This is a genomic window from Bacillus halotolerans, from assembly GCF_004006435.1.
Taxonomy (GTDB): Bacteria; Bacillota; Bacilli; order Bacillales; family Bacillaceae; genus Bacillus; species Bacillus halotolerans.
In genome coordinates, this window is the sequence record NZ_CP029364.1 from 498,675 (window position 1) to 519,734 (window position 21,060).

Consider the following 21,060-nt stretch of genomic DNA (forward strand, 5'->3'; position numbering starts at 1 on the left):
TTGTGCTGTCTTTTCTCTTAAAATGGGTGCTCTTGATCAAGCATCTCCTTTACAACTGAAACAAAAGCTTGAACTTGCTTCAGTTCAAAAGCAGGTTCATAGCCTAATAACCAGGTATCCCGCCCTATAGGGTTGCCTTTAACGTCTAACAGAGGCATTTTATTGACTTTGTCTTCGTTCTGAAGGGTAACAGACGGTAAAATCGCATATCCGATCCCGTGCAGCGCCATCTGTTTGCACGTTTCAATCTGATCAACCAATATAGTCTGTTTTGGCGACGTTTTAAATTTTTGATGCCACCAATGCTGAATCTCCTGAAAATAAGTGCTGTCGCTTTTAAATTGGATAAACGGCCGTTCTGTATGAGCAATATCTTCTATACAAGAGATTTCAGTGTCGACTAAATACAGATGGTCTGTCATTAAATAGTCTTTGCGGCCTTTCCACTCGGGGTTTCCTCTAATAATGCCAATATGAACCTGATCCTCATAAAGGCTTTTCAGCATTTCGCTGCTCCAGCCGGTAATGAGCGAGACCTTTGCATTCGGATACTTTTCCACATACGTTTTTAGAACTTTTGGAAGCCAATGCTGGCCGATGATGGAGGCGACGGCAAGCTTCAGTGTGCCGTGAATTTCCCCTTCGAGCTCATCGATATTTTCTCTAATTCTGTCCTGCTCTAACGTAACGTCATTCGCAAACTGAATGATTTTCTCTCCGGCCGGCGTTACTGTCAATCCTTTTTGGGATCTTAAAAATATCTTTGTCCCCCACGCCTTTTCAATGGTTTGTAAACGCTGAGATAAAGCCGGCTGGGATACAAAAAGCCGTTCCGCCGCCTTTCTCATATTTAACTCCTCAGCTAAAACTACGAGCATATGAAGCTCTTGAAGCTGCATGTCGTCCTCCTTTTTATTATCAATAAGTTTTTCTTATCTTCTATTCTAATAAAATCTTAGTTTATGATTCAAGTCCTTTTCACCCCAATTTATGTATGCGCTTTCTTTATTGCTCTGCAAATAGAATAAAAAATAGGCTGAGCAGCCTACTTGTTCAATGAGCGAATATGCTTATTCAATTCCTTCAAAACCACTCTTCTTGTGAAAATCCCCTCAAAGACCTGATCATCATTTTCAACGCAAACAAACCCGTTATCAATGACCATGCTGAATCCTTTGATAATCGGATCATTTATATGAAGACGCGGAATATCAGTCAGCATAACTTCCTCAACGGTAATTTGGTCAAGCTTTTCAAATTCAATTCTTTCAAGACCAAAAATGCTGTTCATGATCATATTGGTTCCTATTAAGCCGTGTAAACGATATGACGCATCCAGCACCGGGATGGCTGTGTACCCTGTTTTTGTCAGCACTAATAAAGCGTGCTCCAGGTTGTTCCCAACTTGAACGTGCGCTACTTTGTCCGCCTCAATCATAAATTGTCCGACTGTTGCCTCAAGAAGCTGATCTGATTGCAAGCTTATCATGTTTTCGACCCCTTTTCATTTTCATCAACACATACATTCCCTATACTACAATAATATAAACTTTATCAGTATTTGTCGAAAAGTTTCCTTCAATAAAAAAGATACTCTTTGGAGGAGTATCAATTATAAGGTGTGCCATTAATTTTCAAATCGAAATCGGTCGTATAGCGTTACAAGTTTTTTGTAGGTGGTTCCGTCAACGTTTTTGGTTCCTGTCTCTATATCGTTGATCTCACTGCTTAAAAGCTCGATAGCATACTCATGATTGATCAGGATATTCAGCAGAAGTTTTTGTTCTTCTTCTGTAAATCGTTCACCGATAAGACTCATTCGTAATCAGGCCCCCTGTTTTATACTGAATACCTCTGAAAGCAAGAAAACTTACTTTCAGCTCTACCGCTAGAATAAGTAATCAGAAAACAATCGTCAACCGCATAATTCGACATTTCCCTCGGCTTGCGAGCCGGAATTATTTTGTAAAACGATTTGCATAGCTGAAGGCTGTGTATGAATCCGGTTTGATTTTAGCCTCAATCCCCATTGAAGTTATGCGCCCTGTCATTTCTTGAATCAGTTCTTTTGTAAGCCCTTTTTTCCCAATATCCAAGTGAACCTCAAATGTAAGATCCGCCCCTTCGCCTGTAAAAGGCAGGAGCAGATCGGTAATATCCATCAAGTGTCCATCCAGAATATAGGCGGCTGTTTCTTGACTGTACGCCGTTTCTAACGAAATCTTTTCACGAAGGCTATGTATGGGTCTGTCGACTGCGTGGTTTTTCAAGCAGCCCCAAGCTCCCTTGCCTGTACGATGCAAATGTAATGCAGTAATAAACTTTGTGTAATCACGATAAACCTGTGAATCGGTTCCGATCGATAACACATATGAAGAACGGGGATCCCTTCGAATAAAGGCTTTAAGCCGCTCCATCACATCTTGAAAGGTCATCTGTGCTTCTGAAAGATTATAAAACAGAAAAGAATCGGCCATGACGACACTCCTTTTCAAGGATTTACAACCATGAAACAAGTATGTTCCTTACCGTTTATTTCGATTACATGCTGCAAAGCGAAAGCTTGTTTTCCCTATATCAAGAGTCTTACTGCAGAAGTTCAAAGATTTCGATTGAAACCATGTCGATATTATCAAACGGATATGTGTTCGGCTTTTCACCTTTTTGGAAAACCGTCAGTTCAAATGTTTGATTTTTTTCGAAATATTTAACACTGCATATTTTCTCACCATTTACTTCGAAGTAGCGCTGCATTGGCTCGTTAGCCGCTTCCGCCGTTTCTTGCAGACTTTGCAGCCGTGTGATGATACCCATTAATTGTGACATTCTAAAAAAAGACTCCTTTCAAAAAACAACTTCAAATCAACAAGTATTTATTATAATACAAGTTCTATTGAGCATCATACCATAAAGTCGGACAGGATGGCATTTTCCCTGCTGAATTTAAGAAAAGAAAAAAAGTGAAAAAACTATTTTTACGTAGTTTGAGGCTTTTTTTGGAATGTCATACACACAATTAAGATTTTTTTGATATTCCGGCAGAATCCAACAGCCTTTTTGCAATTTCGTCAAAATCCTCTTTTGAAATCCCGGGAGCAAATTCCTCCGGCACTTCTCTGAAATCAGGAACGGGCGCTCCCTTAGGGCTCCCCTCAATGACATGAAGCTCACTGCCGTCTATCGGATGCTCACCTTTCCAGATTTTATTGATATCCTTGTAATCCGTATCACTGAATGTATACAGCTTCGTATGAATTCCCTGCTCTTCGAATTTTCTGGCTGTATCAAAATGTTTATTATCAAGATTCGGGATCGGAAGCATTTTGCCGATATTTACGCCAGTCGCAATCTCAAGCGCTTTGGCATACGCCACGATATGAACGCCGCCGCGCACGAGCAAATAACCGATCATTTCTCTGGCCACCGGATGATCAGTCATTTCATACACTCTCATTTTGTGAGTTCGGGCGCCGCATTCCAGGAAAAAGTTATGGAGCAAATCCAGCACCAGATTTCCGCTGTTAAACACATTTTCACCGGTCCAGGCTTTCCCCATCGAATCAAACGGATAAGACGTTTGAGCCGTTTCAATAAAATGCTGGGAATTTCGTTTATTTTTTGCATCTCTCATCGGTGTAACGTCGGGATCACCTTTAAATGTCGAACCTGTCAGCATTAAGGATATCGTATTAGACACAAGCTCAACATGGCCGAATTCTTCAGCGGTAATGCTTGATACGAGATCGTAAAACGGTTTTAATTTTTTCTTGCTGCGAAAGTTAAAGGACTGGAACATATAATTATTGAGAGTGGACATTTCACCAAATTTGCCGCCTAACAGCTCTTGAACCGCTGCTGCCGCATTTGGGTCAGGATGTTCTGGGGTTGGAAGGTCAATCAGCAGTCTGTTGCTCCTTTTGAACATGTTTTTACCTCCTAGTGCCGTTGTTTACCACTAATAAGGTTTATTGTTTCTACGGATTGTCTTATGCGTTGACAAATAAAAAACTTGGCGGGGGTAGCGCCAAGCTTTTCGGATCTTGATCTGATAGAGGGGTTGGGGAACAGAGAGTAGCTTCTCTCTATAATTAAATGATAATGATTCTCAGTATCAATGTCAATCGTTTTTTGATATTTTTTTCAATTCATAAAAAAAACGGCTCTTCAGCCGTTTAAATCAATCCATCCTGCTCATATAAATAAGAATACGGCAGGTCTATAAATAAATATATTTGATCATCCATCGGATATGAAAACGTTCTGATCATTTCGCCTGTTTCCAAATCGCTGTACAAATCACTGAAAAACCCTTTTCTGAGGTTTCTCATTCTCATGATGTTCTCCAGAAAATAAGGACGCCAGCTCCAGTTCTTCTCCGTATACTCCGGCTGATAAATCCATTCTCCGTCTTGTTTAAAAACATTTCCAGTCAGCTGATCGCCTTCTCCATCACAGATATAAATTCTAAAGCTGCAATCCGTCAGCTCTTCCGCCAGCTTTTTAATAAAATCATCATCCGGGGACTGGCTGTTTTTCCGCAATGATGTAACAGCTTGGTGCACCCGTTTGTAAAACTGTTCAGAGTGCTCATAGACGGTTTCTAGTTTCTTTTTCTCATGAGTGATAAATTGGTGAAATTCAGTCTTAAGTCTTCGCTTCAATACATCTCTCTCTAAAAACGTTTCTGACGGGGACACCAAATAATAGCCCTGAAAATAGCGGCCGCCGTTTCTCCATGCGTATTGAAGCTGAAAATTCGCCTCAATATCTTCGTAAAGCAGCGCCGCACCGATTTTTCTTGCTAATAATGAAATGCTGTACAGCACATGCTCATAAGACGGAGATGGCTGTGAGATTTTCAGCGCCTGTAAATCGATTTTTAACAAATCTGGCGATAGCAGCGCAATTCTGTCCAGATTGCTGCTTTCTTTTCCGATATTATCAACTGCTATTTTGATTCCGTATGTACGATAGTAGGCAAGCATATGGTAAAGCTGCTCAATATCCCCTTCAAAATTGTGCTCCGTAATTTCAAGCACGAAACGATGAAGTTCGATCCCTCTCGCTTCATATTCTTTCAGAAGCTCAAGAAAGCTTTCGCCGTGATCAAGCATTAAAAGATTGGCATCCTGATTCATAAAAATCAGCAGATCAGAATCCGCTTCTAAAAAGCGGTCAAGAGCCTGGCGGATAATTCTGTTATCAACCTCTAATTTATATTCTTCGGGTATCCCCGCATCTAAAAAAAAGGGTCCGAGACTTTGAATTTCTGAATCTGCCAATATACGTCCCAGCACCTCATATCCGACGATTTTCTGCTCCTCGGCACTGAAAATCGCCTGGTAATATGGGAGGACATCATCAATGTTCGTTAAAATATCAAGTGGATCCAACATGTTATCACCTGCTTCTCTATCTTTGTCTGATTATACGCACAATTATAACTACACCACAAATTTCAAAAAAATCATAGTATGGAAAAGAGGGTCGTATGGAGTATGTTAAAAGAAGAGGAAAATTTTTTTGAGATTATCAATCTACAGACTGGTTAATTAAGAATTTTATTCATTTGTTTCACAATAACCAAGACAAATACAAAAATAACAGCATTATAACTAGCAGCTGTCCAAAAGTAAAGATTCCAGTCAGTGCCTTTATACATCCAATCATCATCATGTTTCATATTATAGAAAGTTCCTTTTTTATCGTAAGTGCCAAATGTAAGAGTTGTTAAACCGGCGACACTCTTTGAAACGTCAACTCCATACATTGAACCGACATTGTCAGTATAGTTTATTTTCATATGCGTGTAATCAGATAAAACTTTTTCTACCCGCTTGGTTGGCAGAGACACATATAATACAGCTGACGTATCTCCTCCGGGCCCAGCCAAATACTCTCTAGCTTTAATAAATTTTGTTTCATCAGGAAAATCTATGTGGTATAGTTTTTCAAATCTTATTATTTCATTAGAAGTAAGATTTGTATTTTGATAATACTCTGGGGAAAAAGCACAAATAATAAAGTACCAAATATTAAAGATGATAACTAAACTGCTTAAAAATAATACAACTAACTTTTTTAACAATTTCTTCAATGAATCACTCCTTAATCTTTAAAAATTATATCATAAATTTGAATAGAAAATAAAACAAGCGAACGACCAGTTTTAACGTTCGCTTGTTTTGCAGTTTATTCAGATATCATTTTTTTCTCAATAACATCTCTAAATGCTTGTGCTGTTATTTTTCCAATCTCTTCACTATAATCCTCAACATCAAAAGCACGTTTAAAGGCTAACCTAATTGGAACAACAACTGGGTCAAGGTTTGTATTTAAATAATACTCTGCTTCAGAGAAAATTTTGTCTAACGAACCATCAAATCTATTATTTACAAATTGAGTGAACCTATTCATACAGTCATTATTACTATAATAATCTCTAATTGCGATATTTAGAGGTTGTGCATTAGCACCAACTGATGTTTTATTCGCTAGATTAATTGCATCTACATCACTAAATAAATCATCTAGGCTAAATTGATACATATTACCTATTATTTTCATAGCCGCATCATAAGGCGAATTAAATTCTTGAGCGTGTAATTTCATGTCCTGTATTGTTGTTAATAGATCTCCAGTCCAACCAGCAAAATCTCGTAGTGTTTGAGAGTAACCACCACTATAAATAATGGCATTATAAGTTGCCATAAGATGCTGCGTTCCTATGACAGTTTTTGATATAGGATCAACAATTCCATTTACTAGGTCTTCCCCTAGCGCTTTATCTGCCCATTCACGATAAATAGGATCAATCTGGCCTGCGGTAGGGACCCACTTCCACCCTTTGTAGTCATCCTTTCTTAAATACTGGGCAACCAACTCATTAGCTAATTGTGTTTTTTCTACCCCATTATTTAAATCGCTTTGCATTTGAGCATATTTTTCAGCAGTTTCATATAAAACATCAATTTGATCAAAAAACTTCTTATTCTCTGAAGACACTATATTTATGGTATTAACTCCATTATCCAAACCTGAACAAATATCATTATCAATTTCAATCATTCCAGAACCATTTCCAACAGTAATTGTTGAAATTTGGTCAAACGCCCAATTGTAAGGCAAAGGATATCCTAAGTTTCCGCTAAAGCCAGTAGACATACCACTTACAAAACTTGCAAATGCTAAACCTTTTTTAGAAACTATAGTACATACATTCCTAGGGGCATAAATACCAATTTTGTAAGTTGAACCTAAAAAACCGTTCATTATTTCATTTATACCTTCGAAGTGTGGAATAATATTGTTGTTTAAATCGTTACCATATGCATCATAATCTACTGCAAAGTATATTACAGTGTTATTTTTAAACCCGTATTTTTTTGCTGCTTTATAAGCAGCAAACGCATCTTTCTTTCCTTGTTCTTTATTAAAATAATTTGTTGCTCCCCCATAGGTTTGATAAATCGGAAAAACATTTAAACCTGATTTTAAGATTGTTTCTAATTCACCTGGTTGTATTTTTTTATTTAGTGTACTCCCCGGCGCATTTGTTAGATATCGCCCTACAATCTTATAACCTGCCCTCTTAAGGGACTCCGCCCTGTCCGATGTAATTTGAGTAATTGAGTCACAAGCAACTCCTTTTCGATTAGGGTCTCCAGTACTTACTAGAAGTGAAGCCCATGTTTGAAAGTCGGCAGTACCACTCTGTTGTAATTTTGCAAAAGACTGAAAAGCCTTTACTTTTGATCTTACAGATTCAGAGTATACTCCATCAAAAGGAACATTGTAGCCATTAAAGATTAGAGCAGCTTGAAATAAATGAATAAAACTGTTTTTTTCATCTGTTTCTCCAATTCTTAATACAGGAATCAATCTTTGAGTAGTTGGTCCAAAATTCCCATTAGCTATACTATCACTTAACCCTTCCTCGTACTGTATTGCATAAACAAGAGACTTTTGAGTATCCCTTGAATACAGGCCATCACAGGGCATAAAATAGAAATTCTCTCTATTGTTATATTTATTATTTAGCCATTGCTGTATTGAACGAACTTTCTCTGACGCCCCATTTAAAAGGATATAAGAGTCCATGTTTAATAAAGCTTTAAACACTTTAGGCGTTACTACACCGTCTGTTTTAGAAAGCCCCATATGCAATTGCATTTCTGCTATCGCGCCTTTCGTTCCCTGTCCAAATGTACCCGTTAATCCACCTGGACCATAACCTTTACAATATAGGGCACCTTGAACAATTTTCACAATATTTTTTTTTGAATTAGATGACATAGAAATTGGGCCTAACTCTCCAAGCTTTCTCAAAGTTGTAGGACCAAAGCTGTCGGAAGTCTGTATAATTCCCAATTCTAGTTGTAAGGCTCTAGTTAATGCATACATTGTTTCCCAGCCAGTTTTCCCATTTTCCTCAATGGGATTATAGCCACTTTTCCCCTTGTACGTTTCATTGAGCCATTCCTGAGTTAATAATACCATTTCGTCCATTATTTAACCTTCCTCCCATAATAATATAAACCTAATTAATTCATTCCTATAATTTCTCTTTTTAGTTAAAGAGGTAATTATATGAATGTTTTAATCTAAGTTCTTCATACTTCGCCTCCCCTTTTGAAATATAACTTTCATATATTAGGTGGCTTACGTATGACACCAATTCCTCTTAAACAATTAGAGCTTTATGTGTTATCTTAATAGGTTTAATTGGATAGGAAGAAGGTTAATTTTGGAGGTTAAACTTTTAAACATAAAAATTTCACTTAATAATTTCAATATTTACTGATAAATATTATGTGAAATTAAAACGGATAAGGATTCAGCCATTGCCCCCCATCCAGAGTGACACATTCCCCATTCATATAGGACGCTTCATCAGAAAGCATAAACGCGGCCAAAGCGGCGATTTCCTCGGGTGTGCCAAGCCGGCCGAGCGGCACACTGTTCAGCGTGCGGGCCTTCGCTTTTTCCGATTCAAATAGCTTCTCTGCACCGCCTGTTCGTTCAATTGGACCGGGTGCAATCGCGTTTGTGCGGATTCCGTATTGACTGCCCCACTCTACGGCAAGAGTTCTAGTGAGCGACAATACGCCAGCTTTTGCCGCAGCGGAATGAACAACCCCCGCTCCCGCTCCCCACGCATATGTGGCGGCCATATTTAAAATAACACCCCTCTGCTGATGCTCAATCCAGTGCCTGGCTGCGGCTTGGCTGCAAAAAAACGTACCATTTAATACAATCTCAATTACCGCTTTCCATCCATTGGGCGTGAGCTTTTCTGCCGGGCAAATAAAATTGCCGGCCGCATTATTAATAAGTGCATCAAGACGCCCAAACACATGTAACGCTTCTGCAGCCATTTGTGCTGCCCCAGAATCAGAACGGACATCCATTTGAAAACAGGCAACTTGGCCCTCAAAGGTTTCAATTTCTTTTTTTGTTTCTTCAAGTGCTTCATGGTTCCGCCCTGTTATCATGACATTCCAGCCTAATTCGGCCTGTTTTTTTGCCATTGCTTTTCCCATGCCGCTTGACCCGCCGGTAATAATAACAACCTTTTTTTCCATTGTATGATCCCTCCTGTTATGAATGAGTATTCATTCAATATTATTCTATCATTATACGCAAGCTTCTGTCAGCACATGCTGAGATGAGATTTTTTCAAGATACAGGTGATATAATAGAAAAACTCTACTAAAGGTTGGTTTGAAATGAAAAAGATGTCCAGAAGACAATTTTTAAAAGGAACGCTCGGCGTTTTTGCGGCCGGGGTTTTAACGGCCAGCGGGGGATATGGCTATGCCCGCTATCTGGAACCGCATATGATTGAGACTACTGAGCACACGATTAAAAGCTCTCTCATTCCCCATGGATTTGACGGTTTTAAAATCGTGCAGTTCAGTGATACACATTTAAGCGATTATTTTACGCTTGAAGACTTTAGAACTGTCATCCTGACGATCAATGAAACTAAGCCTGATTTAATTGTTTTTACCGGGGATATTATCGATAACCCTGATACGTATCAACATTATCAGGCAGTGATTCCTTTTTTGAGAAAGCTGCAAGCACCCTTCGGCAAGTTTTGTGTTTACGGCAATCATGATCACGGCGGCTATGGAACCGATGCTTATAAAAGCCTGATGTCATCAGGAGGTTTTACGGTATTCCGCAATGCCTATCAAAAATTGGCGCTCACAGACGGCAGCGAAATTGAGATCGCTGCGCTCGATGATTTAATGCTCGGCAAGCCCGATTATGAAGGCACCCTATCGAAACTAAGCGAGAGGCTGTTTTCCATTCTGCTCGTCCATGAGCCTGATGCTGCCTTGAATACAAAAACATATCCTGTCAATCTGCAGCTATCCGGACACACACACGGCGGGCAGATCCAGCTGCCCTTCTACGGACCGCTTATTACGCCTCCGTACGGAAAAGTCTATACCGAAGGAATGTACCAAACAGGCGACACTCATATTTATGTGAACCGCGGCCTCGGGATGACGAGACTGCCTTTGCGATTTCTGGCTAAACCTGAAATCACAGTCTTTACATTAAAAAGCACAACTTAATGTAGCAGAATGGGTTCCTCATCAATACTTATAAATAAAAAAGGGAGGATGAGGAAACTGCTTACGTACCAGATTAAACAAGGCGATACACTCACCAGCATCGCGGCCGATTTCAGAATCAGCACCGCTGCTTTGATTCAAGCCAACCCATCGCTGCAATCAGGAGTTATCGCCGGACAGCGCATTGTCATCCCCGGTCTGCCGGACCCAAATACGATCCCATATCATATTGCAGTCTCTATTGGGGCTAAAACCCTTACTTTGTACCAAAATAATCAGGTAATAAAAACTTATCCGATCGCCGTCGGTAAAATATTGACACAAACACCAACTGGCGAGTTCTATATTATTAACCGCCAACGCAATCCCGGCGGCCCATTTGGCGCTTATTGGCTGAGCCTTTCAAGGCAGCACTATGGAATACACGGAACGAATAATCCCGCTTCGATTGGCAAGGCTGTGTCTAAAGGCTGTATCCGCATGCATAACAAAGATGTTCTGGAACTCGCTTCAATTGTGCCAAACGGAACAAGAGTCATGATTAACCGGTAATGTTTTCTTATTTGTTTCAAAAACAGGCGGTTTATAATATGATAAAGTGGGACCTTTAGGGTAAGGAGCGTTTTTATGGATATATTTAAAAATCGTAATTTTGTTCGTCTATTTTTCGCAGCACTCGCTTCTCAAATGGGCACGACAGTAGGCAACATGGCATTTGCTTTTTTCTTGCTGGACCGCTTCAGCAGCCAGCCTTCTTATACAACCTTGGCTGAACTGATGTATTCCCTTCCTACAGTATTTGTGTTTTTGCTTGTGGGAGTCGTTGCGGACCGGTTTGACAGAAAAAAAGTCGCGGAAAACTGTGATTGGATCAGAGCCGCCCTGACTGTCGTACTTTTTTTCACTTTATTTACCGGCAATATTCCTCTTGTTTTCTGTATATTGTTTGTCAGAAGCGCTGTAACCAAGTTTTTCTTTCCTGCAGAAAACAGTTTAGTACAAGCCATCCTGCCGAAGGAGCATTATGCGAAAGCGGCCGGGCTTAATCAGATGCTTTTTAGTATCTTTATGGTATTTGGCGTTGGAATCGGTGCTTTTATGTATAACACAATCGGAATTCATGGAGCGATTATTCTTGATTTTGTCAGCTTTATTATTTCCGGCCTGCTTATCCGCACCTGCCGGATTCCGAAAGAAGCCAGACAGCCGAACGGCACATTTAACTGGAGACAAGCTTCCGTCAAGGATTCGATAAACGATTTTAAGGAAGGCATTGTCTACATTTTAAAAAACAAGCTGCTGGCCTCTCTTATTTTCGGTTTCTTTGTTTTTGGTTTTGTGAACGGAGGATTTGCTGTATTGCCAATGTTTACAATGAAGTATGGACTGGCCCCCGACCGTTATGAATGGCATACATCCGTTTTTACGATCGCAATCGGGTTTGGGCTTTTGGCAGGAAGTGTGATCGGCACGTTAATCTCTAAAAAAGTGAAGCCTCACTTTTTAATGTCGGTGCCGATTTTAATTGCGGGCTTGCTGATTTTTGTCCTTGGCTACACCAAAGTTTTATGGGTGTACTATGCAACTACTTTTGTACTGGGGATGTGCATCGGTCCGGTAAACATCGCCATTGGGGGATGGATGCCTAAGATTGTCAATCCGAAGCTTATGGGACGTGTAAGCGGCTGGCAAGATCCTTTTATGATGTTTGCGCAGTCTTTGACACTTGGCTTAGTGGCGCTGTTATTCCCTAAGTTTGTATCAAACATCGATTATTTGTATTACGGCATGGGCGTTTTCATCTTAGCTGTTTTCATTTTCTATTTTGTCGCACTGCCAAAATACAGTGCGCAGGCTGTAGAAGTGAATGTACAGGAAACATTTCAGGCTCAGCCGAAAAAGAAAGCAAAATCTGTATAATATAAGTTGAAAATGCGCTTTTTTTCCATAGAAAAAGCGCATTTTTGCATTCAATATTTGCATTTCAACCTTAAAAAAGTATAATCTAATCATAAGAAATTTGATAAGAGCAAAGGAGAGAAATAATGGACGACCATGCATACTCGAAAGATCTGCAGCCAACCGTAGAAAATCTTTCAAAAGCAGTTTACACCGTGAACCGCCATGCAAAAACCGCCCCCAACCCTAAATACCTATATCTGCTGAAAAAACGGGCTTTGCAAAAGCTTGTCAAAGAAGGTAAAGGAAAGAAAATAGGGCTTCATTTTTCAAAAAATCCAAGGTTCAGCCAACAGCAATCGGACGTGCTTATCTCAATCGGAGACTACTATTTTCACATGCCTCCAACTAAAGAAGACTTCGAACATCTTCCGCATTTAGGTACACTTAATCAGTCGTACCGAAATCCTAAAGCTCAAATGTCTTTAACAAAAGCAAAACACCTATTGCAAGAATACGTCGGCATGAAAGAAAAGCCGCTTGTGACGAATCGCCAGCAGCCCGCTTATCATAAGCCTGTCTTTAAGAAACTCGGCGAGAGTTATTTTTAATAAAAAAAGCCGATGCCACTTATGGCATCCGGCTTTTTTTATTAATCGATCACATACGTATCCACTTTTTTAATCAGATCGCTGATTTCCGGCTTGCTGATTTGCTCATCGGCGCCGACCACTTCTCCCCGGTGACGCAAATCATCTGTAATTAATGATGAGAAAATCATAATCGGCACATCAGAACTCTTCGGATTGTCTTTAAGCAGCTTTGTCAGCCTGTGTCCGTCCATTTTCGGCATTTCAATATCACTGATGATCATATCGATCTGTTCTGTTAAATCATTGCCGCTTTCGGTAAGGTTCATGATATAGTCATATGCGTCTTTTCCATTCTCAAACGCTGTAATATTGTTGTATCCGGCTTCGGTTAATTCATCTTTTAAAAGACGCATCAGAAGCGGTGAGTCTTCTACAATGATAAGCTTTTTATCAGTTCTTCTTTCATCAAAGCCCTCGGTATGCATATTGTACGTATCAACACCTGAGTCTGATTCGATATCATAGATGATTTTTTCATAATCAGGCAAAAAGATCATCGTTTCTTCCAGTTTGATAATCCCTGTGAGGTGCCGCTCCATTCCTTGATTTAAGGAAGTCGGTTTTTCAATCGCTTCCCATGAAACCCTGTGAATTTGAGAAACAGACCCGACATGGAAAACAATTTTTCGCTTATTAAATTCGGTTACGATATACTTCTCGTCTTTTGATCCCTCAGGCTCAACTCCGAAAAAGGAAAACAGGCTGATGACTGGGAGAATTTCTCCTCTTAGTTTAATCATTCCTTCAACATGCTGGTGGGAGTGAGGCACTGATGTGACCTCGACAGGCTGAATAATCTCTCTTACTTTCATGACGTTAATGCCGAAAGCATTGCCACCAACGCCAAACTTCACAATTTCTAATTCATTTGTACCAGAATCCAATAAAATTTCGTATTGTTGTAACGACAATTCAATCCCTCGCTATTCGCATTCAGTATTGTACTGTATATATCGGCGCAAATTATAAAAAATGAATGGTGAGGCTCTTCAAAATCCTATTCTGGCGACAGTTATGCTGATAACCTTAAAAAAAGAAACTTTTTTCCTAATGGCCATTGACTTTCCAACTGACAGTGATAAAATAGTCAAGGATTTTTCCAAAGAAGGGTGTAAATAATGGGTACTTTAGTAATATTTAAAGAAAATGAAATGACTGTTTTAGAGGATATCAGTGAAGAGACTTATCTTCATATGAAGAAAGAATCTGCTGATCTTCAAGAAGAGCATCCCCCGTACATGATTTGGCACGAAGACCTTCATTTTGACTATGGTTATTGATGAAATTGGCACATATAAACAATAATAGAACATGATACAATAAAGACAATCAAATCGCTGGTTGTCTTCTTTTTTTCTGAGAAGGAAGGTATGTTTAGTAAATAGGCGCATACAATCGAAATATATCGGTTAAAAAGGTGACAAATGGCCAGCTAGTGGTAAAATAGGAGAAACTCATTATATATATTAAGGTGATGAATTATGGAACATTTGCTGAATCCGAAAGCCAGAGAAATTGAAATTTCAGGAATACGCAAATTCTCAAATCTTGTATCTCAACACGAAAATGTCATTTCACTTACGATCGGCCAGCCTGATTTTTTCACGCCGCATCATGTGAAAGCTGCCGCAAAAAAAGCCATTGATGACAATGTTACGTCATACACTCCAAATGCCGGCTACCTGGAATTGAGACAAGCTGTTCAGCTTTATATGAAGAAAAAAGCGGACTTCAACTATGAAGCTGAAAGTGAAATAATGATCACAACGGGAGCGAGCCAAGCCATTGATGCAGCTTTCCGCACCATTCTGTCTCCCGGCGATGAAGTCATTATGCCAGGTCCGATATACCCGGGTTATGAACCTATTATCAATTTATGCGGTGCCAAGCCTGTCATTGTTGACACGACGTCTCACGGGTTTAAACTCACAGCCCGGCTGATTGAAGAAGCTCTGACTCCCAATACCAAGTGTGTCGTGCTTCCTTATCCGTCAAACCCTACCGGTGTGACATTATCTGAAGAAGAGCTGAAAAGCATCGCGGCTCTATTAAAAGGCAGAAATGTCTTCGTATTGTCAGACGAAATATACAGCGAATTAACATATGACAGACCGCACCATTCGATTGCAACACATTTGCGGGATCAAACCATTGTCATTAACGGCTTGTCAAAGTCCCACAGCATGACGGGATGGAGAATCGGATTTTTATTCGCTCCGAAAGACATAGCAAAACACATTTTAAAGGTTCATCAATACAATGTGTCATGTGCGTCCTCTATTTCTCAGAAGGCAGCACTTGAAGCTGTGACTAACGGATTTGACGACGCCCTGATCATGAGAGAGCAGTACAAAAAACGGCTCGATTATGTGTATGACCGCCTCGTGTCTATGGGTCTTGATGTCGTAAAACCGTCTGGCGCATTTTATATTTTTCCTTCTATTAAATCCTTTGGGATGTCTTCGTTTGACTTTAGTATGGCTCTTTTGGAGGATGCTGGTGTGGCGCTTGTGCCCGGCAGCTCGTTCTCAGCGTTTGGTGAAGGATATGTAAGGCTGTCTTTTGCATACTCGCTGGACACATTAAGAGAAGGATTAGATCGTTTAGAATTATTTGTACTAAAGAAAAGGGAATCGATGCAGACGATATAAACAACGGCGTTTAAGCCGTTGTTTTATTTTTTGGAAATGAGATTTTAAACGCTGTGCCTTTATCCGGCTGGCTGTCTACATGGATAACGCCTTGATGATTCTCAATGATATTAAATGTTACCATCAGCCCGAGTCCCGTTCCCTTTTCTTTTGTCGTTAAAAATGGTTCTCCAATACGGTTGAGCACCTTTTCAGGTATGCCCTCCCCTTCGTCCTTGACGGTAACATGAACAGAATGCTTATCCTCTGTTACGATAATGTCTACAGTGCCTCCGTCAGGCATAGATTCTACTGCATTTTTTATTAAATTAATGAATACCTGCTTTAGCTGATTTTGGTCCCCGTTTATATAAATGCTGTCTTTCTCATAACGGGTTCTGATGAAAATCCCGTTTAAATTCGCTTGGGTTTCCAGCAGCGCAGAGACTTCACCGATTAGTTTTTTCAAGTTCAAATGCTCTTTAACGGCATTCTGCTGGGGCTTCGCCAGCATCAGCAGTTCACTGAGTATTAATTCAATTCGGCTGAGCTCAGAGAATACAATGTCAAAATAATGTTCATTTCCTTCCATCGTCGGTTTCATCAGCTGTAAAAACCCTTTGATCGCGGTCAGCGGATTGCGGATCTCATGCGCGATTCCCGCTGCGAGCTGTCCTGCGATAGATAACTTTTCTGATTTAAGCATGAGTTCCTCTGTTTGTTTTCTCTCAGAAATATCACGCAGAATGACTTGGACAGCCGCTTCACCGAAAAAGGTCGTCGGAATGCAGACCATCTCCGTGTAGATGACCCTGTTCTGAAAGGTAAACCATGATTGTTTAACGATTTCCGATTCTGTTTTTTGCTCGGCAATGTTTTGGATTCTCTCTTTCACGTCCTCATGATCACAAGGGTGGAGCTGATCGTATATATTTTTGCCGATTAAATCCTCATAGGTCGCCGCTTCAAACAGCGAAATTCCCGACTCATTCATAAACACCCATTTCCCATTATGAATCACAGCAATAGTATCGATTGAATTTTGAATCAGCAGCTGATATCGTTCACGGCTTTTTTGCAGGATGGTTTGGAATTTTTTCCTTGAAGAGATATCGATTAGCAGAAGCAGTTCAGCCTGCTGGTTTTTGTAGACGGTCGGGGACGCTTTCACTTCTAAATGAACAGGTGTGCCATCAAGCCTTTTCCACGTCTGTTCAATCATTCCGACTTCCATTCCTTTTTGCATTCTTATAATTCTGTTTTTCACGATATCATGATACTCTTCCTCAATAAATTCATAGGACCATTTGCCAATAACAGCATCCTTGCTTTTTGCTCCCAGCATGGAAAGCATCGCGCTGTTTACATAGACGATTTTGCCGCTGACACTGATGCATAGCGGGCTTGGAAGATTTTCAACTAGCCGCTCATAATCATCCGTTATATATGTAGTTGATTCCGGGTTCTCAGGCTCAATTTCATGTTTTTCGCAGTTAAGAGGCTGATGCCCGGACTCTTCTTCGAGAATCTTCATTTTCAAAATGATTTCCCGTTCCGTCCGCTCAGCTCTCGTCGTCACAATTTCTACTGCAGCCTCCACCCATACAATCGTATGATCTTTTTTAATGAAACGAAAGGTGCACGGCATCAGATGATGTTCATTATAAAAATAGCTTTCAACTAAAAATTGGTCTTCCTCATGCAGAAATGTCTTGAGGAATGATCCGATCATTTCTCCCTGGAGATAACCCAGATACAGTTTGGAGTTGGCTGATATATAAATGATGCGTCCATTAGAAGCCAAGACTGCATGAATATCGGTTTTCGTTTGAAATGGCTTAACATACTGCGTATCCTGTTCCACAGAATCCCTCCTTTGCATGATCATCATGTTCGACATTTACAGATTGACTTTTACCTAGTATGATTCGCTAGAAAATGAGTATTCTCCTTCTATTCTTATAGTGATCTCTAATTTTTGAGGAAAAGAAAGGGCACACAATCTGTCAGATGTGCACCCTGTTTTTTATTTTTCGCTATTTTTCTTTTCGAGCTCTGCGTAAGCGTGTATGGCTCTTTTGGCGATTAACTTATTGATCGGATCGTGATCGTTTGCTACTGAAGGTACAACCACACTAAATGCAACTTTTGGATTTTTCGATGGGTAATAGCCGACAAATGTTAGATTGTATGAGCTTTTTCCCCACCAATTTTGATTTGTGCCATAGTAAAATGTTTCCGCTGTTCCCGTTTTTCCAGACACGTCTTCTGTAAAAGTATTTTTAGCGGTCCCCGAAGTTGTAACTAATTTCATTCCAGTTTTTACTTGCTGAATATCACTTTCCGTATTATTGATTTTATTCAGGATGTTGGGCTTTCTTTGCTCAATTGTTTTTCCAAGCTCCTCTTCACTGCTGGGTTTATGGATACTTGTGACGATTCTAGGCTGTATGCGGTATCCGCCATTTGCGATTGCCGAAATGTACTGCGCCATCTGAAGCGGTGTATATGTATCATATTGACCAATTGCCAAGTCTAAAATTAAGCCCCCTACAACATCAGGTGTCGTTTGCATTCCTGCAGATTCCTGCGGCAGGTCAACACCAGTCTTGACTCCAAGGCCAAACTGGCTGTAGTAATTTCTCATTTTGAGCAGATCCTTCTGATCAGCAGGAAGCGGTCCATGCGGCTTATACGTTACCCCAGCAATATGCATAGCAACATTAAACATATAAACGTTTGAGCTTTTTTGCAAAGCCGTTAATTCATTGATGGTTCCCATATTTGTGTAAGATTTTTTTATGAGGTTCCTTCCTAAATACATCGGCGCATCATGGAAATATTTATAATGCGGAATCCCATCCTGATAGCCCGCGAGAACGGTTGCGCCCTTTACTGCTGATCCCATTTCATATTGGGTTGTAAAAGCACCGATCGCATAATCTTGAATCTTATTTGTTTCTAAATCTATCTTTTTTCCTGCCATCGACAGAATATCACCGTTATTCGGATCCATCATCACAACAAAGGCCCGGTCAAGCATATAGTTTCCGCGTGCGCGGCTATTTCTCACTTCTTCTTCCACAATCTTTTCTACCTTTGCCTGCAGCTCCATGTCAAATGAAAGACGAAGATCATAGCCCCGGCTGCCTTTGTCGATTGTTTTCTGGCTGACGACATTTCCTTTATTGTCTTCCACGTATTCCACTTTTTCTTTATGAGAATTTAAATAGTCCTCATATTGATACTCCAAATAACTTTTGCCGACTCTGTCATTACTCGCATAGCCTCTCGTAACATAAAAGTCTTTCCGGTCGCTGAGCAGCCCTTGATCAGGTGTTGTGACACCTCCAAAAACGGAATAAAGTGTTTTGTCATAAGGGTATTTTCGTGTCCAATCGTTTACGACATCTATCCCCGGCAGCTCTTCTAAATGCTCAGACACAATAGAAATTTCATCATATGTTAAATCATTTTTCGGTCTTTGCGAGGAGTTTTTCTTTTCATCAAGCAATGATCCGTTTTTGCCGTTGCCGTTGCTGTCATTTGGGTCCATCGCTTTTACAATCTGAGGTTCATACGCATTCCCGCTTGAAAATCTTGTGTATATGGCCGCGGTTTGCATTTCTTCGTCATCCCGCTGGATGGCCTTCAATTCTTCAGCCGGGACGCGTTCAACTTGAAGCTTGTAAGCCTGTGTCCCCTTCAGATTACTTTCAGATTCCTTTAACAGGTTGAGAGCTTTTTTTGGATGAGAAGCGAGCCAGTAATCACGTAAATCTCTATCCTTTAAAAATTCGGTATCAATATCGATCAAAGCGGCAAGCCGTTTAGCTGTTTTGATTTTGTCCTCTGTTTTTGTGCTTGATGTTGAGACATACACAATTTCCGGCACGCTCTGGTTATCAACAGCCACTTTCTCGTTTCTGTCATACATCTTCCCCCGAGGCGCTGGGTAATACGCTGTCTTCGCATTAGCTTTCTCAGCGTTTTCTTCATGCTGTTCGCCTTCGACAATTTGAACAACGCCAAGCTTAAAGATTAATGCAGTAAATAGAACAAAGACCGCTAGGAAATACAGATTCATTCTGATTGCTCTGTTTCCTTTGCGCTTTTTCTTTGGTTCACGTCCTATTTCAGTCACTTCTGGTTACCCCTCTCAAATCATTCAATATATTTACATATACTGTTTTTAATTGTAACACCTTTGTAATAGTTGTTACAGCGAAAAGAGATAAAAAAAGTTGTCAATATTGAAATACATTAAAATATAACTAACGATTCAAAAAATAGGAAGCTATGTAAATGTGAGATAAAGCCCCTACATACGCGTTACTCGCTTGCCATCAGCGGTTCAGCGCGTTTTGATTACAAAAATGACAATCGCCATTTGTCAAAGGAAAGTGATGGATTCTTTATGACAAAAAAGCTATGTTATGATTTTTTTGTAGAAAACAAACAACTCTAGGAGGTTACGAACTAATGAAAAAAGCATTTATTTTATCAGCTGCCGCTGCGGTGGGATTATTCACATTCGGAGGCGTACAGCAAGCATCAGCGAAAGAACTCTCCTGCCAGCCTGTGGTAACGGTCAAAACGGGGAACACAGTGCAAAACCTTACACTTAAGGATGTAGTGAAAAAGCTACATATTAAAACAAATATAAAAACACTAAACGCGGCTAACGAAAAAGATCTCGAGAAGCTTCTTCAAAAGCACGCGAAACAATCCAACATGAAGATTCAGGATGTTCAAAAGCCGGAAGCTGCAAAGCCAGCCCAAAAGGCTCCTGAAAAAGCCGCTGCTGATAAAAGCACTGCTGCTAAAGCACCGGCTACTCCTGAAAAAACAAGCAATAATACAACAACAGCTGCACCTTCATCTGTAAGTGCATATGAGAAAAAAGTTGTTGAGCTGACAAATGCAGAAAGACAAAAACAAGGTTTAAAACCGCTACAAATTGATGAAACATTAAGCAAATCTGCACATGCAAAATCACAGGATATGAAAGACAAGAACTATTTTGATCACCAAAGCCCAACTTACGGCTCACCGTTTGATATGATGAAATCTTTCGGAATCAGCTACAAAACAGCTGGTGAAAACATTGCTAAAGGACAAAAAACACCTGAAGAAGTAGTAAAAGCTTGGATGAACAGTGAGGGCCACAGAAAAAACATTCTTAACCCTAACTTCACACACATCGGTGTCGGTTATGTTGAATCCGGCAGCTACTGGACACAGCAATTCATCGGAAAATAATAAAAAAGAGATTGCCTGTTTTGGACA

Annotated in this window: 19 protein-coding genes and 1 pseudogene; 7 read left to right on the forward strand and 13 right to left on the reverse strand. The window is 40.1% G+C overall.

What is annotated here, in order from left to right:
• Nucleotides 1–17: 17 nt before the first annotated feature.
• From ccpC to fadH, 10 genes are all read right to left on the reverse strand, one after another.
• Nucleotides 18–899: a transcriptional regulator CcpC gene (gene ccpC / locus DIC78_RS02320; RefSeq protein ID WP_044156069.1), complete on the reverse strand. Its 882-nt coding sequence runs from the start codon at nucleotides 897–899 to the stop codon at nucleotides 18–20.
• Nucleotides 900–1,045: 146 nt separating this feature from the next.
• A complete protein-coding gene (gene cbpB, locus DIC78_RS02325; RefSeq protein ID WP_024121221.1) occupies nucleotides 1,046–1,489 on the reverse strand; it encodes a cyclic-di-AMP-binding protein CbpB in 444 nt (147 codons plus the stop codon).
• 138 nt (nucleotides 1,490–1,627) lie between these two features.
• The gene (abbA, locus tag DIC78_RS02330) at nucleotides 1,628–1,819 is read right to left on the reverse strand and encodes an AbrB antirepressor AbbA (RefSeq protein WP_003218673.1); all 192 of its coding nucleotides are present in this window, start codon (nucleotides 1,817–1,819) and stop codon (nucleotides 1,628–1,630) included.
• 139 nt (nucleotides 1,820–1,958) lie between these two features.
• Nucleotides 1,959–2,477 carry a ribonuclease H-like YkuK family protein gene (locus DIC78_RS02335; RefSeq protein ID WP_024121220.1) on the reverse strand — a complete coding sequence of 173 codons (519 nt, stop codon included), beginning with the start codon at nucleotides 2,475–2,477 and terminating at the stop codon, nucleotides 1,959–1,961.
• Nucleotides 2,478–2,586: 109 nt separating this feature from the next.
• Entirely contained in the window at nucleotides 2,587–2,826 is a 240-nt protein-coding gene (locus DIC78_RS02340; RefSeq protein WP_003218671.1) for a YkuJ family protein, read from the reverse strand.
• 190 nt (nucleotides 2,827–3,016) lie between these two features.
• A complete protein-coding gene (locus tag DIC78_RS02345; protein WP_103671621.1) occupies nucleotides 3,017–3,925 on the reverse strand; it encodes a manganese catalase family protein in 909 nt (302 codons plus the stop codon).
• 247 nt (nucleotides 3,926–4,172) lie between these two features.
• Nucleotides 4,173–5,396 carry an EAL domain-containing protein gene (locus DIC78_RS02350; protein ID WP_024121218.1) on the reverse strand — a complete coding sequence of 408 codons (1,224 nt, stop codon included), beginning with the start codon at nucleotides 5,394–5,396 and terminating at the stop codon, nucleotides 4,173–4,175.
• Between the two features lie 152 nt (nucleotides 5,397–5,548).
• Nucleotides 5,549–6,097, reverse strand: coding sequence for a hypothetical protein (locus tag DIC78_RS02355; RefSeq protein WP_024121217.1), 549 nt, complete (start codon nucleotides 6,095–6,097; stop codon nucleotides 5,549–5,551).
• A 95-nt stretch (nucleotides 6,098–6,192) separates the two neighbouring features.
• Nucleotides 6,193–8,508 carry a glycoside hydrolase domain-containing protein gene (locus DIC78_RS02360; protein WP_127695337.1) on the reverse strand — a complete coding sequence of 772 codons (2,316 nt, stop codon included), beginning with the start codon at nucleotides 8,506–8,508 and terminating at the stop codon, nucleotides 6,193–6,195.
• A gap of 311 nt (nucleotides 8,509–8,819) precedes the next feature.
• Entirely contained in the window at nucleotides 8,820–9,584 is a 765-nt protein-coding gene (fadH, locus tag DIC78_RS02365; protein ID WP_127695339.1) for a 2,4-dienoyl-CoA reductase, read from the reverse strand.
• Nucleotides 9,585–9,728: 144 nt separating this feature from the next.
• Here fadH and DIC78_RS02370 point away from each other — a divergent pair, with 144 nt between their 5' ends.
• From DIC78_RS02370 to DIC78_RS02385, 4 genes are all read left to right on the forward strand, one after another.
• The gene (locus tag DIC78_RS02370; RefSeq protein ID WP_127695341.1) at nucleotides 9,729–10,589 is read left to right on the forward strand and encodes a metallophosphoesterase; all 861 of its coding nucleotides are present in this window, start codon (nucleotides 9,729–9,731) and stop codon (nucleotides 10,587–10,589) included.
• A 57-nt stretch (nucleotides 10,590–10,646) separates the two neighbouring features.
• A complete protein-coding gene (locus tag DIC78_RS02375) occupies nucleotides 10,647–11,141 on the forward strand; it encodes a L,D-transpeptidase family protein (protein WP_081638296.1) in 495 nt (164 codons plus the stop codon).
• Nucleotides 11,142–11,216: 75 nt separating this feature from the next.
• On the forward strand, nucleotides 11,217–12,509 hold the full coding sequence (locus tag DIC78_RS02380) for an MFS transporter (RefSeq protein ID WP_127695343.1): 1,293 nt from the start codon (nucleotides 11,217–11,219) through the stop codon (nucleotides 12,507–12,509).
• Nucleotides 12,510–12,634: 125 nt separating this feature from the next.
• A complete protein-coding gene (locus DIC78_RS02385; RefSeq protein WP_044156084.1) occupies nucleotides 12,635–13,099 on the forward strand; it encodes a YkyB family protein in 465 nt (154 codons plus the stop codon).
• 41 nt (nucleotides 13,100–13,140) lie between these two features.
• Here the strand turns inward: DIC78_RS02385 and cheV are convergent, their stop codons facing one another.
• The gene (gene cheV / locus DIC78_RS02390; protein ID WP_024121210.1) at nucleotides 13,141–14,052 is read right to left on the reverse strand and encodes a chemotaxis protein CheV; all 912 of its coding nucleotides are present in this window, start codon (nucleotides 14,050–14,052) and stop codon (nucleotides 13,141–13,143) included.
• A 207-nt stretch (nucleotides 14,053–14,259) separates the two neighbouring features.
• On the opposite strand from cheV, the gene DIC78_RS02395 reads away from it, so the two are divergent.
• On the forward strand, nucleotides 14,260–14,421 hold the full coding sequence (locus tag DIC78_RS02395; RefSeq protein ID WP_003238943.1) for a hypothetical protein: 162 nt from the start codon (nucleotides 14,260–14,262) through the stop codon (nucleotides 14,419–14,421).
• Between the two features lie 201 nt (nucleotides 14,422–14,622).
• A pseudogene (locus tag DIC78_RS02400) lies at nucleotides 14,623–15,806 on the forward strand (aminotransferase A).
• On the opposite strand, the gene kinA reads toward DIC78_RS02400, so the two are convergent.
• Both kinA and DIC78_RS02410 read right to left on the reverse strand, forming a co-directional pair.
• Nucleotides 15,803–17,635 (reverse strand): sporulation histidine kinase KinA, encoded by a 1,833-nt coding sequence (kinA, locus tag DIC78_RS02405; RefSeq protein ID WP_095714840.1) that lies wholly within the window; start codon nucleotides 17,633–17,635, stop codon nucleotides 15,803–15,805. The pseudogene DIC78_RS02400 and the gene kinA overlap by 4 nt on opposite strands.
• A gap of 162 nt (nucleotides 17,636–17,797) precedes the next feature.
• Nucleotides 17,798–19,915 (reverse strand): peptidoglycan D,D-transpeptidase FtsI family protein, encoded by a 2,118-nt coding sequence (locus DIC78_RS02410; RefSeq protein ID WP_127695345.1) that lies wholly within the window; start codon nucleotides 19,913–19,915, stop codon nucleotides 17,798–17,800.
• Nucleotides 19,916–20,253: 338 nt separating this feature from the next.
• On the opposite strand from DIC78_RS02410, the gene DIC78_RS02415 reads away from it, so the two are divergent.
• Entirely contained in the window at nucleotides 20,254–21,033 is a 780-nt protein-coding gene (locus DIC78_RS02415; protein WP_024121205.1) for a CAP domain-containing protein, read from the forward strand.
• The last annotated feature ends 27 nt before the right edge of the window (nucleotides 21,034–21,060 follow it).

Bases quoted from the DNA above. Each gene is read 5' to 3' on its own strand.
- ccpC (WP_044156069.1), bottom strand. From the start codon at position 899: ATGCAGCTTCAAGAGCTTCATATGCTCGTAGTTTTAGCTGAGGAGTTA.
- cbpB (WP_024121221.1), bottom strand. From the start codon at position 1,489: ATGATAAGCTTGCAATCAGATCAGCTTCTTGAGGCAACAGTCGGACAA.
- abbA (WP_003218673.1), bottom strand. From the start codon at position 1,819: ATGAGTCTTATCGGTGAACGATTTACAGAAGAAGAACAAAAACTTCTG.
- DIC78_RS02335 (WP_024121220.1), bottom strand. From the start codon at position 2,477: ATGGCCGATTCTTTTCTGTTTTATAATCTTTCAGAAGCACAGATGACC.
- DIC78_RS02340 (WP_003218671.1), bottom strand. From the start codon at position 2,826: ATGTCACAATTAATGGGTATCATCACACGGCTGCAAAGTCTGCAAGAA.
- DIC78_RS02345 (WP_103671621.1), bottom strand. From the start codon at position 3,925: ATGTTCAAAAGGAGCAACAGACTGCTGATTGACCTTCCAACCCCAGAA.
- DIC78_RS02350 (WP_024121218.1), bottom strand. From the start codon at position 5,396: ATGTTGGATCCACTTGATATTTTAACGAACATTGATGATGTCCTCCCA.
- DIC78_RS02360 (WP_127695337.1), bottom strand. From the start codon at position 8,508: ATGGACGAAATGGTATTATTAACTCAGGAATGGCTCAATGAAACGTAC.
- fadH (WP_127695339.1), bottom strand. From the start codon at position 9,584: ATGGAAAAAAAGGTTGTTATTATTACCGGCGGGTCAAGCGGCATGGGA.
- DIC78_RS02370 (WP_127695341.1), top strand. From the start codon at position 9,729: ATGAAAAAGATGTCCAGAAGACAATTTTTAAAAGGAACGCTCGGCGTT.
- DIC78_RS02380 (WP_127695343.1), top strand. From the start codon at position 11,217: ATGGATATATTTAAAAATCGTAATTTTGTTCGTCTATTTTTCGCAGCA.
- DIC78_RS02385 (WP_044156084.1), top strand. From the start codon at position 12,635: ATGGACGACCATGCATACTCGAAAGATCTGCAGCCAACCGTAGAAAAT.
- DIC78_RS02395 (WP_003238943.1), top strand. From the start codon at position 14,260: ATGGGTACTTTAGTAATATTTAAAGAAAATGAAATGACTGTTTTAGAG.
- DIC78_RS02415 (WP_024121205.1), top strand. From the start codon at position 20,254: ATGAAAAAAGCATTTATTTTATCAGCTGCCGCTGCGGTGGGATTATTC.